9 protein-coding genes and 1 pseudogene are annotated in these 13,308 nt (G+C 72.9%); all 10 read right to left on the bottom strand.

Translation table 11 applies throughout. The annotated features are described in order from the left end of the window. Positions 1-73 precede the first annotated feature (73 nt). The 10 genes and pseudogenes from ABZ441_RS13710 to ABZ441_RS13755 all read right to left on the bottom strand — a co-directional run bounded on the left by ABZ441_RS13710 (position 74) and on the right by ABZ441_RS13755 (position 13,305). Positions 74-793: a uracil-DNA glycosylase gene (locus ABZ441_RS13710; protein ID WP_358972314.1), complete on the bottom strand. Its 720-nt coding sequence runs from the start codon at positions 791-793 to the stop codon at positions 74-76. Between the two features lie 78 nt (positions 794-871). Continuing rightward, complete coding sequence (locus tag ABZ441_RS13715) at positions 872-2,452, bottom strand: ABC transporter substrate-binding protein (RefSeq protein ID WP_358972449.1); 1,581 nt, start codon at positions 2,450-2,452, stop codon at positions 872-874. A gap of 140 nt (positions 2,453-2,592) precedes the next feature. After that, on the bottom strand, positions 2,593-3,348 hold the full coding sequence (locus ABZ441_RS13720; RefSeq protein WP_358972317.1) for an SDR family oxidoreductase: 756 nt from the start codon (positions 3,346-3,348) through the stop codon (positions 2,593-2,595). 22 nt (positions 3,349-3,370) lie between these two features. Further along, a complete protein-coding gene (fabG, locus tag ABZ441_RS13725) occupies positions 3,371-4,132 on the bottom strand; it encodes a 3-oxoacyl-ACP reductase FabG (RefSeq protein WP_358972320.1) in 762 nt (253 codons plus the stop codon). A 202-nt stretch (positions 4,133-4,334) separates the two neighbouring features. Then, positions 4,335-4,718 carry a DUF3037 domain-containing protein gene (locus tag ABZ441_RS13730; protein ID WP_358972323.1) on the bottom strand — a complete coding sequence of 128 codons (384 nt, stop codon included), beginning with the start codon at positions 4,716-4,718 and terminating at the stop codon, positions 4,335-4,337. Then, positions 4,715-5,599, bottom strand: a complete 885-nt coding sequence (locus tag ABZ441_RS13735) for a HipA family kinase (RefSeq protein WP_358972326.1) — start codon at positions 5,597-5,599, stop codon at positions 4,715-4,717. Before ABZ441_RS13735 ends, ABZ441_RS13730 begins: the two co-directional genes overlap by 4 nt. Next, positions 5,517-5,831 (bottom strand): annotated as a pseudogene (locus tag ABZ441_RS13740) (hypothetical protein); the annotation flags it as partial. The gene ABZ441_RS13735 and the pseudogene ABZ441_RS13740, both read right to left, overlap by 83 nt. A gap of 192 nt (positions 5,832-6,023) precedes the next feature. Beyond that, positions 6,024-7,577, bottom strand: a complete 1,554-nt coding sequence (locus tag ABZ441_RS13745; RefSeq protein ID WP_358972329.1) for an alpha/beta hydrolase — start codon at positions 7,575-7,577, stop codon at positions 6,024-6,026. Between the two features lie 128 nt (positions 7,578-7,705). Further along, positions 7,706-9,556 carry a hypothetical protein gene (locus ABZ441_RS13750; RefSeq protein WP_358972332.1) on the bottom strand — a complete coding sequence of 617 codons (1,851 nt, stop codon included), beginning with the start codon at positions 9,554-9,556 and terminating at the stop codon, positions 7,706-7,708. Beyond that, positions 9,553-13,305 (bottom strand): DUF5682 family protein, encoded by a 3,753-nt coding sequence (locus tag ABZ441_RS13755; protein ID WP_358972335.1) that lies wholly within the window; start codon positions 13,303-13,305, stop codon positions 9,553-9,555. The genes ABZ441_RS13750 and ABZ441_RS13755 overlap by 4 nt, the downstream gene beginning before the upstream one ends. Positions 13,306-13,308: the final 3 nt, after the last annotated feature.

Here is a 13,308-nt window from a genome sequence, read left to right on the forward strand (position 1 = left end):
ACAGGGGCCTCTCTGATCAGCGCCCGGCATGTCCGGTCACTCAGACGCTAGTCGCAGCCATCGGCAATCCCGCTCAGGCGCGGGCCCTCGCGGCCGGCCGGGTCGGCTGCAGGCCCAGATCCGGGATCCGCCAGTCGATGGGCTCGTGCCCCTGTGCGGCGACGGCCTCGTTGATCTGGGTGAAGGGACGGGAACCGAACCACTTCTTGGCGGAGAGCGGCGAGGGGTGCGCACCCTTGACCACCACGTGGCGGTCCTGGTCGATCAGCGGGATCTTCTTCTGCGCGTAGTTGCCCCAGAGGACGAACACGGCCGGGTCGGGCCGCTCGGCCACCGCGCGGATGACCGCGTCGGTGACCTTCTCCCAGCCCCTGGCCTTGTGTGAATTCGCCTCGCCGCCGCGGACCGTCAGCACCGCGTTGAGCAGCAGGACGCCCTGCTCGGCCCACGGCATCAGGTATCCGTTGTCCGGAACCGGCAGGCCGAGCTCCTCGTTCATCTCCTTGTAGATGTTGCGCAGCGAGGGGGGCGTTCTGACGCCCGGCCGCACCGAGAAGCACAGGCCGTGGCCCTGGCCCTCACCGTGGTAGGGGTCCTGGCCGAGGACGAGCACTTTCACCCGGTCGTACGGCGTGGCCTCCAGCGCGGCGAAGACCTGTTCGCGCGGCGGGTACACCGGCCCCCTGGCCCGCTCCTCCTCGACGAAGGCCATCAGCTCCTCGAAGTAGGGCTTCTGCAGCTCATCGCCGAGGACGCCGCGCCAGGACTCGGGCAGCAGGTCGGTGTCGGTCACGTCCACAACCTCCGGAAAGCAATCGGTTCTTGACCAAGAACCTACCGGGGGCCACTGACAACGGGACCGCCGAGCCCGCTACCAGCTCGTCTTGCGGTACAGCTCCCACATCTGCATGACCGTCTGCGGGTCGAGCGCCCGCTCGCCGCCACCGATGTCCTCGCCCGCCGCAACGTAGAGCTTGCCCTGCCACAGGGGCAGCAGCCGCACGTCCTTGACGAGGATCTCCTGGGCCCGCTTGAACTGGTCGGCCACGGCTCCGCGGTCGCTCTCCTTGCGGGAGGTCGGCAGCAGCTGCTGGGTGATCTCGCGGCTCAGGTACGGGGTGCCCGTGACGCTGTCCTGGCCCACGAAAGGAGCGATGAAGTTGTCCGGGTCCGGGAAGTCGGGGAACCAGCCACGCCCGAAGACGGGGTAGTCGCCCTTGGTGAATCCTTCCTGGAAGGTCTTCCACGGGGCGCTCTTCAACGTGATGCGGAACAGGCCGGACGCCTCGAGCTGGCGCTTCAGCTCGGCGAACTCGCGAGCGGTGGAGGAGCCGTAGCGGTCCGTGGTGTACCAGAAGGTCAAGTCCACCGGCTCGGTGATACCCGCCCTGGAGAGCAGCGCCCTGGCCTCGGCCACATCCGGGTCGCCGAAGGAGTCGAAGAAGCTGGTGGCGTGCCCGGCGATGCCCTTCGGGACCATGGAGTACAGCGGTTCGGCGGTGCCCTGGTAGACCTTGGCGACCAGGGCGTCACGGTCCACCACCTGCGCGACGGCCCGCCGGACGGCGGCCTTCCCCGCGGCCGGGTCGTCGGGGTTGAAGACGAGGAAGCGGATGTCGGCGCCGACCGACTCCACGATCTGCAGACCGTTGTTGTCCTTCTTGTCGTCCTCGAGCCCGATGACCTCCTCGGCGGTCAGACCACGGTAGGTGGCGTCGATCTCCTTGTTCTTCAGCGCCTCCACCATGGGGGTGGAGTCCTCGAAGTAACGGATCGTGACCGCGTCGTTCTTCCGGTCCGCGAAGCCCTTGTAGCCGGGGTTCCTGGTCAGCTCGGCCCGCTTGCCCGGCTCGTACGAATCGAGGACGTACGGTCCCGAACCGGTGACCTTGCCGTCGTCGCGGATGCTGTCCGCCGGGTAGTCACCGGGGGCGACGATCGACATCGCGGGAGTGGCCAGGATGAACGGGAAGGTCGCGTCCGCCTTGGCCAGGTGGAAGATCACCGTGTCCTCGCCCTTGGTCTCCACCCGGTCGAGGGATCCGAGAAGGCCTGCCGGACCGCCCTTGACCTTGATCTTCATGATCCGGTCGATGGAGTACTTCACGGCCTCGGCGTCGATCTTCTCCCCGTCGGAGAACTTCAGGCCGGCGCGCAGGGTGCACCGGTAGGCCATGCTCGTGGAGTCGGTGAAGAGACATTCCTTCGCCGCGTCGGGCTCGGGGCTGGTACTGCCGGTCGGGAAGCTCACCAGAGTCTGGAAGACGTTCCTCATCAGTTCCCAGGAACCGTCCCACGCCGCCGCCGGGTCAAGCGTCGAGGGCGAGCTCGTCGTACCGACCGATATCCGCTGGTCCGTCTCCGAACCACTGTCGGACAGCAGACCGCAACCGGCGAGCAGAGAAAGGGATGCAAGGGCTGCAGCGGCCTGCAGACTGGCCCGGTAGAACACGCGCACGCTCCTCGATCGGCCTTTGGGTCGGCAGACCATACCGCAGTGCCCCGCCGGGGCAACCCGCTGGCCCGGCAGGGCAATCCATCGGTCCGGCGGGGCACTTGAGTCAATCGGGGCCAAACCCGCTCAGGCCTCTCTCAGGCCACGCCGGCGTTCAGGAAGATGCCGCCGTCGACCACGAGCGTCTGCCCCGTGACCCAGTCGGACTGGTCCGACGTGAGGAAAGCCGCCGCACCGCCGATGTCCTGCGGGACACCGAGCCTGCCCAGCGGGTAGGCGGCCGCCGCCTCGGCCTCACGGCCCTCGTACAGAGCCTCCGCGAACTTGGTCTTCACCACGGCCGGGGCGATCGCGTTGACCCGTACGACCGGCGCGAACTCGTGTGCCAGCTGAAGGGTCAGGTTGACCATGGCCGCCTTGCTCATGCCGTAGGCACCGATGAACGGCGACGCCGAGACGCCCGCCACCGAGGCGATGTTGACGATCGCCCCGCCGTTCTCCCTCTGCCATGCCTTCCACGTCTGCTGGGCGAACCCGAGCGCCGAGATCACATTGGTCTCGTAGACCTTGCGTGCGACGTTGAGATCGAGCTCGGCCATCGGCCCGAACACGGGGTTCGTCCCCGCGTTGTTGACCAGGTAGTCGACCCGGCCGAACGCCTCCATGGCACGTTCGACGGCCGCGGCCTGGTGCGCCTCGTCGTGCGCCTTGCCCGCGATGGCGACCGCCCGGTCGGCTCCGAGCTTCTCGACGGCCTCCTTCAGGGCGTCCTCGCCACGGCCCGTGATGACCACCCGGTCACCCCGCGCGACGAACGCCTCGGCGATGCCGTAGCCGATGCCCCGGCTCGCGCCCGTGATGAGCGCGACCTTGCCACTGTCCTGCACAGTCATGTTGTCCGTTGCCCTTCCGGGGTCAGTTGAGCGGTCCGCCGGCGACGTACATGACCTGTCCGGACACGAAGCCCGCGTCCTCGCCCGTGAAGAAGGCGATGGCGTTGGCGATGTCCTCGGGGCGGCCCACGCGCTGCACCGGGATCTGCGTCGCGGCGGCGGCCTGGAACTCCTCGAAGCCCATGCCGACGCGCTCCGCCGTCTGGGCCGTCATCTCGGTGACGATGAAGCCGGGGGCGACGGCGTTCGCGGTCACACCGAACTTGCCGAGTTCCTTGGCGAGCGTCTTGGTGAAGCCCTGGAGACCGGCCTTGACGGCGGAGTAGTTGGCCTGGCCCCGGTTGCCCAGCGCCGAGGAGGACGAGAGCGAGACGATGCGGCCGAACTTGGCCTCCACCATGTGTGACTGGACGGCCTTCGCCATCAGGAACGCGCCCTTGAGGTGCACGTTCACCACGAGGTCCCAGTCGGACTCGCTCATCTTGAAGAGCAGGTTGTCGCGGAGCACACCCGCGTTGTTGACGAGGATCGTCGGGGCGCCGAGCTCGGCGGCCACACGCGCGACGGCGGCTTCCACCTGGGCGCTGTCCGACACATCGCAGCCGACGGCGAGGGCTTTGCCCCCGGCGCCGGTGATCTTCTCGACCGTGTCCTTGCACGCCGCCTCGTCGAGGTCGAGTACGGCGACGGCGCGGCCCTCGGCCGCCAGGCGTACGGCGGTGGCGGCGCCGATGCCCCGTGCGGCTCCCGTCACGATGGCGACGCGCTGCTCGGTGGTGGACATGCTTGGTTCTCCTCGCCCTTGGATCGCGGCTCAGCGGACGTCAGGAAGTTCCCGATAACTGAGCAACCGCTTAGTACCTTCAGCAGTCGAGACGCTAGAAGCCCTGGCACCCGGTGTCAACGGCACACGGGGGCACGGGCGCATGTCACACCGGACGGCGCTGCCGCCCCGCACCTCCCGGGCCGGGGCGACGGCCTCTGGATCAGCGGACCAGCAGGTCGAGCAGCCGCTCCACCTCGGCGGCCGGATCCGCGGTCAGACCGCTGTGGACCGCACCGGGCTGGACGACCGTGGAGCGTGGCGCGATCAGCCAGCGGAAGCGCCGCCCCGCGTCGTCGCCCGCCGCCTGCCCCGCCCCGTCACCGCCGCCGCAGAGGCCCTCGACCGCCCGCAGGGCGGCCTGCACACCGAGTACGTCGGCCTGGGGGTCGAGCGCCTCGAGCTTGCGCTCGTCCAGGTGCGTGCGCGCGGCGACGAAGGACTTGGCCCGGCAGTAGACCAGTACGCCCGCGTTGAAGCACTCCCCGCGCTCCACACGCGGAACCACGCGCAGGACCGCGTACTCGAAAACATCGCGCTCGCTCATCGGCCGCCGCCCTTGCTCTCGCGTACGGCGCCCGCCTGCGCGTCGTGGTCCGTGCCGGTGGGCTTCGGCCGGGGGCTCAGGCGCCCGGTGAGCCAGCCGGGGGCCTGGGAGGGCCGGGTCTTCGTGGGCGCTTCCAGGACGATGCGCTCGTGAATGCCGGCGGCGCGCGCCAGCAACGGCTCCACATACGCCCGGCGCAGCTGATCCGGCGTATCGAAACCCGGCTCACCGGCCAGCCACTCGTCCGGCACCTCCGCCGTCACCTCGGTGAGCAGTTCCTCCGTGACGAGCGGTGCGAGCTCGGCGGCCGCGGCGGCGATGTCGGGCCCGAACGGCGCGAGGACGTGATCGGAGGCGTTGTACGGCTTGGCCGCGGAGGCCTGCGCGCCGGGCCAGTTGTGGTGCCAGATCATGGTGGCCCCGTGGTCGATCAGCCACGGATCGCCGTGCCACACGAGCATGTTGGGGTTCCGCCACGAACGGTCCACGTTGTTGATCAGCGCGTCGAACCAGACGACCCTTCCGGCTTCCGCCGCGCCGACCTCGTAGGCGAGCGGGTCGAATCCGAGGGAGCCCGGCAGGTAGTCCATCCCCAGGTTCAGTCCGGCACTGGCCTTGAGGAGCTCCTGCACCTCCTGGTCCGGCTCGGCGAGACCGATGACGGGGTTGAGCTGAATGGTCACCAGTTCCGGCACCCGCAGCCCCAGCCTCCGGCCGATCTCCCCGCAGACCACCTCCGCGACCAGGGTCTTGCGGCCCTGTCCGGCGCCGGTGAACTTCATGACGTACGTACCCAGGTCATCGGCCTCGACGATCCCGGGCAGTGATCCGCCCTCCCGCAGGGGCGTGACATAGCGAGTCGCTACAACCTCTTGCAACACTTTCCCAGGCCACCAATCTCTTTAGCCTTGCAATCCATGAAGAGCCCCTTCGTGGGATTTCGGCCGGCCCCCCGCGCTCCCCGCGCATACCGTCGATGGTGCCGCCCTCGCTGCCGGCCTCAGGCCCGAAGTGAGCATAGTAACCGAGAGTGATCGCGGGCGAGGAGTGCCCAAGCCACCGAGCCAAGGTCACGACAGTCTCTCCGGCTCCCGGCGTGATCGAGGCGTAGGTGGCCGCGAAGGACATCGCCGAGCGAGCCGGGCCGTCGTGGTCGAGGGCTGCGCCGACGTGATGGCCGCGTGACGCACAGCGGAAGACCACCCGATGTGCACGGGACTTCCTGAGAGGTCCGGCGGGTGAAGTCGCCCGGGCCCCTGCGAGCGAACCGGTGGGTGACGGCCGTCCGGCGCATCCCTGCGGGCCTCAGGACATGCTGCCCCGGCACACCGTCCCCGGGGCCGGGATGCGGCCCGTGCGGAGGTATCGGTCGACCGCCTCCGTGACACAGCGGTTCTGCGGGTATGTGCCGTGGCCCTCCTCCTCGGCCGTCAGGAGCACACCGACACCGTCGCCCAGGGCGAGGGCCATGTGGCGGGCGCCGAGGTACGGGGTGTTCGGGTCTCCGGTACCGCCGACCACCAGGACGGGGGCCGCACCGTCGGCGTTCACCTGGGGCGTGGTGCGCTCGCCGTCGAACGGCCAGTCGTAACAGAGGTAGACGCCGATGGACCAGGCCGCACCGAACACGGGTGAGGCGGCTTTTATGCGGGCCTCGTCCCTGTCGAGGCGTTCGAAGCCGGGGCGCAGGCTGGAGTCCGCGCAGGTGATCGCGATCTGGGCGCCGCGGCTGCTGTCGCGCGGGGTCACCGCGTGGTCGGCGGAGCCGATGTCGTCCGCTTCCTTGCTCAGCGGACGGCCGTCGTTGTGCTCGATCAGCGCGGTGAGGGCCTCGGCGAGCGGCGACCAGCCGTCCGTGCCGAGGTCGAGATGGTCGCTGACGGCGTACGCGAGGTCGTCGGCGTCGAGGTTCCTTCCGCCGCCGGCCGGGGCCGGCTTCTTCTCCAGGCGGTCGGCCAAGCGCGCCATGCGTCGCGCGGCCTCCTCGGGCCCGTCGCCGGTCGGGCAGTGACGAATACGGGCCGCGCAGTGCGCGGCGAACCGGTCGAACGCCGCCTGAACCGCCTTGACCTGCGACACCTGCTGCTCGTCGAGGTCCTCGGTCGGATCGACGGACGCTTCGAGCACGAGCCGTCCGACGTGCGACGGGTACAGGTGGGCGTAGGCCGCGCCGAGCGCCGTTCCGTACGAGACGCCGAAGTAGTGCAGCCGCTCGTCGCCGAGGAGGTAGCGCATCAGGTCGAGGTCACGCGCGGTGTGCGAGGTACCGATGTACGGGAGGAGCGCCCCGGAGTGCTCGGCGCAGGCGTCGGCCCCGTCGTAGCCGGTGTCGTCCGCGGTCTTTCCGCAGCGCACCGGTAGGGTCGCGCCGACGCCGCGCGGGTCGAAGGAGACCAGGTCGTAGCGGTCGAGGAGCGGCTGGTACTGGTTGAGGTGTTCGGGCAGTCCGCTCACTCCGGACACGCCGGGGCCGCCGAAGTTGAGGACGAGCGAGCCCACGCGCCGGGCGTTCGGGCCGGTGGCCTTGCGGCGGATCAGGGCGACGTCGATCGTCCTGCCGTCCGGTTTCCGGTAGTCGAGGGGGACCTTCATGGCGGCGCAGTCGTAGCCCGTGCGCGCGGTGGGCGGCGAGGTGCAGCGGGACCAGCGGAGGTGCTGGCCGGTGGTGAGCGCGGTGGGCAGACCGGCGGGCGGGTTGTTCGCGGTGAGCTCCGTACGCGGCTCCGCGCTCCGGCCGGGAGCGTCGTGCTGGAGCCAGGCGCCGACGGCCCCGGTCGCGGCGAGGACGACGCCGGCGATGATGCACGCACCGGCCGAGAGGCCCGGTCTGCGGCTTCGTATCGGATGTGTGTCACTCATTGGAATCCCCGCGCTCCCGCCCCTGGACGCCCGCCCCGTGCCCGCATGCCCGTGCCCGTGATCGTCCGACAGTCGAATGAGCGCAGGGTACAAGCCGAACCCGGCCTGCGCCCGCCGGTACTGAGCGCCTATGCCATGGCCCGCCCTGGCCCCTGGTCCGGTACGGGTGACGCATCGGCCGGGTCCTCCCGCATCGGTTCCCAGGCTGCCTCGGACAGGGACTCGGCCATGGCGGCGGTGTAACGGGCGGCGGTCAGCCAGTAGGTGGCGAAGCCGTCGGTGTCGGCAGGGACGAGGCGGCCGAAGAGGTCGCGATCTCGGCGGGCCGCCGAGGCGCACAGGGCGGCGAGAAGGCCGGCGGCTGTGGGCAGGCCGGCCCGGCGGAGGCGGCGGGTCTCGGCGGAGACGTCACCGAGCATGCCGAGGGCGGCGCGGCCCGCCGGGACCGACTGTTCGACGCGCCGCTCCAGGAGGTACAGGGGCGAGTGGGCGCCCGTTCCTCCGGGCTGGGGAGGGGCGGGGCGCACGGGGGCAGCCGGGTCCGGGAGGTCGGCGCGGTGCAGGCGGTCGAGGCCGAGGTCGATCGTGCCCTCGCCGGTGGGGTGCGAACAGGCGAGGAGGGTGAGCCGGGGCTGGAGGGCGGGCACCATGCGGCCGATGATCCTCAGCCGTGTCCCCGGGGCCGCGGCCAACAGCATCAGGTTGTCGCGGTGGGCCAGCGCGGGGTCGTCGTCGGCGGCGGTGAGCCGGACGGAAATACCCCCGTCGCACAGCGCGAGCAGGCAGGTGCCGCCCGACTCCCTTACGGCGCCGAGGAGTTCGACGTCCAGGAAGAGCAGGTCGCTGCCGCCACCGTCCGGGTCCGCGTAGCGGGAGGTGGACCGCAGGGCGCGGGCGGCCTGTTCGGACGGCGGCGTCTCCCACAGGGCGGCGAGCGGCGGCTCCGTCCACGCCGCGCCCCGGGCGGTCACGGCCTTGACGCCCTTGCCGGCGCCCAGTCTGCCGTCCGGCGAGACCGTCGCCCCCGAGACCGCCAGGCCGGCCCGGCCCAGTTCCCGGTGGGTGAGCGCGCTGTCCCCCAGGCGCACGGCCCGATCGGCCACTCCCAGGGCGCGCCCGACGCCTCCGGGTGCCACGTCACCGACGGTGCAGAGGCGGCCGTCGGATCCGGCGACCCAGGTCCGGGCACCGCCGTACCCCGAGTCGGTGACCACGGGCTCGGTGAACAGGCCGTAGAGACGCAGTGAGCCGTCAGGGCTGTACGGCCGGCGTGCGCGGCCTCTGACGGCAGCCAGCTCCGCCCCGGACGTCGTCCCCACTCGGCGCGCGGTGCCCAGGAGTTCGGCCAGGGCCGTGACGAGGTCGGCGGTGCGGTAGGAGGGGTCCCCGGCGCGGGCCGCGCGCAGCAGCGTGACGACGGACAGTGCGGCGCCCGCGGGACGCGGCAGGTGCCGGAGCCGGGCAGTGTGCGCGGCGCGCAGGAGCGCCGACTGGGTGACGGCGCCGGCCCCGCCGACGCCGGCCTCCAGTACGGCGGCCCCCGCCGACCACAGTGCGTCGGCCGCGGCACACTGGGCTGGGCTCGCCGCCTCGGGCGAGGAGGCGGAGTCGGGGTCGGGGGTGGGGTCCGTTCCGGAGGCGGGCTCGGGGACCACCCGGGTGGGCTGCTCGGGGAGCTCCGGCACGGCGTCCGCCATGGGGGCGGCGCAGGCGGCGGCCGCGCGGTGGACGCATGCCGGGGCGAGGAGGCAACCACAGGTGATGCCGTCCGCCGTCGCCACCACGCCGCCCGGGGCGTGCAGGCGCAACTCGGTCTCCTCGTCGACCGCGATCGTCACCGTGTCCCCGTCGCGGTGCGTCGGGCGGGTGCCGAGCTTGGTGACTGCCGCGTCCAGCCGCTTGCGCAGCCGGGGCGAGAGGTCCTCCACCAGCGTGGCCGTGACCTCCGGCGCGACGGGTGGCAACCGGTCGGCGTTCATGCGGTCTTCTCTCCTATCCAGCGGGCCAGTTCGAGTGGGCTGAGGGCCGCCACGGGCATACCGGCGGCCACGAGCTGTCCGGCGACGCCCGTCGAGTAGCGGGGCCGGCCGGCGTCGTCGAGACTCGCGCACCCGAGGACGTGGCAGCCGGTGGTCACCAGAGCCCGCACCTCGGCCAGCAGTCCGCCGAGCGGCGCGCCCTCCTCGAAGTCGCTGATCACGACGACGAGGGTGCGGCTGGGCACCGCGATCAGGCTGCGGGCCCGCCGCAGCCCGGCGGCGATGTGCGTGCCACCGCCCACGCTCACCTCCAGCAGGAGGGAGAGAGGATCGTGCACATGGCCGGTGAGGTCGACGACCTCCGTGGAGAAGGCCAGGAAATGGGTGCTCAGGGTCGGGACCCCGGCGAGCACGGAAGCGGTCAGCGCGGACCAGATCGTGGACGCCTCCATGGATCCGGAGACGTCGGTGACCAGGATCAGGCGCCAGTCGGCCGACCGCCGGGCGCGACTGCGGAACACCGGTCTCTCAGGGATCACCTGGACCCTTCCGTCGGCCGTCCGGCGGGCGGTGGCCAGGTTGGCCCGCAGCGTGCGCGGCAGGTCCAGCCGGCCGCCGGGGCGGCGGGTGGGCCGGGCCAGCATCGTGCCGGTGAGGGCGGGTCGCAGCCGGGTGGCGAGCTGCCGGGTCAGTTCGTCGACCAGGTGGCGGACCAGGGGCCGGAGCGCCGCCAGACGGGCTTCGGGGAGACCTCCGGCGTACCGCAGGATCGTCCGGAGCAGTTCCACGGAGGGGGTTGCGGCCGCCGGGTCGAGTTCGGCGAGGACGTCCTGCCGTCCTGTCCCGGCTGCGGCGGCGAGGACCTCCTCGCGGACGCCGGGGCCGAACAGCGCGGCCAGTTCCTCGGACCACTCACGGACGCCGGGGAACGAAGGCTCCCGGCCGCCGCGCGGTCCGGACCCGGGCAGGCCGCCGCGGGATCCCTCGCCGTGTCCCGCGCCGTAGAGCTCGTCCAGAGCGGTCGCCAGGCGGGCGGCGCCGGGCGGCAGCTGGTCGGGACGCCGGCCGAGCACGAGCCTCCACCGGTCGGCCGGTGCGAGGGTCCGCACGGGGACGGCCCCGGTGGAGGGTGCGCCGGCGGGTGTGCCGGTGGGGCACGTGGTGACGGGCCGGCCGGACGGCGGTGCGCTCCGGTCGTCGTGCGGGGGCGGCGGGACGGGCAGGCCGAGGCCGGTCAGGAGCTCGCGGACCGCGAGGTCGGCGGCCGTTCGCCGGGCCAGCTCGGCCGGATCGTCCGCGTCGAGGGTGTCCACCCGTTCGCCCAGCCGCTCCCCGACGGTGTCCAGCAGCCTGTCCCGGGCCGCCGGGCTCAGGGTGTCGAAGCCACCGCGCAGGGCGGGCAGCCGGGCCAGGAACGCGGTGTCGTCCAGCTCGACGACCCTGTTCAGCAACGGGTCCAGGGCGTCGACACCGACGGTCAGGAGCGGGCCCGCCACCGTCAGGACGCCGGTGAGGCGGGCGGTGAGCGCGGCCCGGGAGGTGCCGTCCACGGCTCCGTCCACCCAGGAGGCGACGCGCCCCCCGAAGGCCTCGGCCTCTTCGTGGCCCGTGAGCACTCTGACCGCCCCGGCGGCCGCGGCGATCAACGGGGTGCCGTCGGCGGCCAGCCGGGCGAGGGCGTCGGTGAGCCGGATGCCGCCCACCCGGGCGGCCCGCTGGGCCAGCTCGAGCAGCGCGCGGGCGTCCCCGGGCTCCTCGGAGCCGGTGAGGCCGTCGACCTGGCGGACCGCGGCCGACGTCAGGAGTTCGGCCGCTCGCGCGGTGCCGGCGGCACGGGCGGAGGCGGTGGCGTCCGGCTCCGAGGGGTTCTCGGGCGCGGCCAGACCCGGCAGGTGGCCGGCGGCGATGCGATCCAGCAGGTCCAGCCCGGCGAGGAGTTCGGGAAGAGTTCCGCTCGCGGGGAGTACGGCCGCCAGTTCCGTCAGCCGTTCGTCGGCCAGGGCGGGGAGCCCGCACTCGGCGGCCTCCGTGAGGCCGCCGACGACCTGGGCGGCCGTCGGGCCGCCCTCCGCGTGCTCGGCCGCGTGCCGCTGCCGCAGTACGCCCTCGGCCGCCTGGGCGGGGGTGACGCCGCGAGCCCCGGCCGCGGTGAGCATCGCGGCCGTCGCCGGGGTCCACCGCACCTGCCAGCGCGTCGTGAGTCCTTCCGTGCCCGCCGCACCGGTCACCCCCTGCTCCTGCGCATAGGGGATGCCGCACACAGTCATCCTGCGCAGCAGCAGCTCACGGCGCCGGTCCAGGGTGGAGCGGGCCGGGTCGAGCCGGAGGTCACGTGGTGTCTTCTCGTGCGCGTCCTCCGGCCCGGGGAGGGAGAGCGCCTCGGCCTCGGCCTCGACGGCGGGGCCCAGTCCGCTGCGCGGAGCGTCGGGCGCGGGCCGTCCGGTGCGGGCTCCGACGAGTACGCGTTCGAGGGCCCGGGCGACGGCGCGGCCCGTTCCGTAGGTCTCGCCGCGCCCCAGCACCGTCTGCACGGCTTCCAGGAGTTCACCGCGGCCGGGGGCGGGCAGGTCGCGCAGGCGGGCCAGGTCACCGGCCACCCGGACGATCTCCCGCCCGTCCGCCGGGCCGTAGGGATGGCCCTGTTCGCGCAGGGCGGCGCAGACGCGGACCGCGGTGCGGACCAGCGCCTCGTACAGCGCGGCCGGATCCCCGGCGGCGTCCAGGACGGTGTGCTGCCACTCCGGGTCCCGGATGCCGGCCGGGTAGCCGGACCGTGAGTCGAGCAGCGGGTACGTGTACGGGACCAGGGAGACCGTGCACGACGCCGTCCCGGCAGCGCCGTTCACGTTGCGGTCCGCAGCCGGCCCTGACCCGGCCGGCGCGTCCGGCGCGGGTTCCCCGACGGCGGACGGCAGCAGCGCCGGGGTGTGGAAGGCTCCCACGACCACGGCGGGCCGCCGCCCGCTCGCCAGGGCCTCGGCGACGTGTCCGCGCATACATGCCTCGCGCATGAGGTCCGTGCCGTGCACCCCGCCCCGCGCCTCGGCCTCGCGGCGCAGCGCCCAGCCGGTGAGCAGGGCGGCACGGCGGAGCGCCTCGGGTGTCGATCCGGGCGCGAGGGCCTCCACAAGCCGGTCCCACAGGTCGTCGCCCTCTCGGCCGGTGAGCCGGGAGCGGAGCGCGGCGGACAGCCCTTGGCCCTCCCCCGGCACGGGTGCGGATTCGGCGCCCGGAACAGGGGCGGTGGTGTCGGGACCGCCCCCCGCCCACGCCCGGTCGGCCAGCGGCAGGTCGCAGGCCACAGCCGGGACCCCGTTTCTTGCCGCCCAGCGCAGAGCCACCAGTTCGGGCGAGAAGTCCGCGAACGGGTAGAAGGCCGGGCCCCGTTCGCCTGCCGAGCCGGCCCCTGGACCGTCGGCGGGCACGGCCGCCAGCGCTACCGGGGCCTCGGTCTCGTCGTGGGCGAGCCAGCCCAGCCAGGGCTGGAACTCGGCAGGCAGTTCGACGAGGAGGACGTCGGGGGCCGCCGCGTCCAGCAGCGCCGGGAGGGCGGCAGCCAGTGAGGGCGCGTGGTGGCGCACCCCGATCAGGAACGGCAACCCGGGTCCGGTGGCCGCGAGGGCCGCCACCGCGGCTTCCGGGGTGGCGGGCCCGGCCGCCGGTTCCCGCGCCGGGGAAGCGGCCGGCGCACCGGCGGTGGGCGACACCTCGGTGGTGAACCGCACACCGGGTGTGGTCGACTCACTCATCCG

This window comes from Streptomyces sp. NPDC005752, assembly GCF_040630715.1.
Taxonomy (GTDB): domain Bacteria; phylum Actinomycetota; class Actinomycetes; order Streptomycetales; family Streptomycetaceae; genus Streptomyces.

Excerpts from the sequence above, each read along its gene's own strand:
- fabG (WP_358972320.1), bottom strand. The coding sequence starts at position 4,132 with ATGTCCACCACCGAGCAGCGCGTCGCCATCGTGACGGGAGCCGCACGG.
- ABZ441_RS13720 (WP_358972317.1), bottom strand. The coding sequence starts at position 3,348 with ATGACTGTGCAGGACAGTGGCAAGGTCGCGCTCATCACGGGCGCGAGC.
- ABZ441_RS13755 (WP_358972335.1), bottom strand. The coding sequence starts at position 13,305 with ATGAGTGAGTCGACCACACCCGGTGTGCGGTTCACCACCGAGGTGTCG.
- ABZ441_RS13745 (WP_358972329.1), bottom strand. The coding sequence starts at position 7,577 with ATGAGTGACACACATCCGATACGAAGCCGCAGACCGGGCCTCTCGGCC.
- ABZ441_RS13750 (WP_358972332.1), bottom strand. The coding sequence starts at position 9,556 with ATGAACGCCGACCGGTTGCCACCCGTCGCGCCGGAGGTCACGGCCACG.
- ABZ441_RS13730 (WP_358972323.1), bottom strand. The coding sequence starts at position 4,718 with ATGAGCGAGCGCGATGTTTTCGAGTACGCGGTCCTGCGCGTGGTTCCG.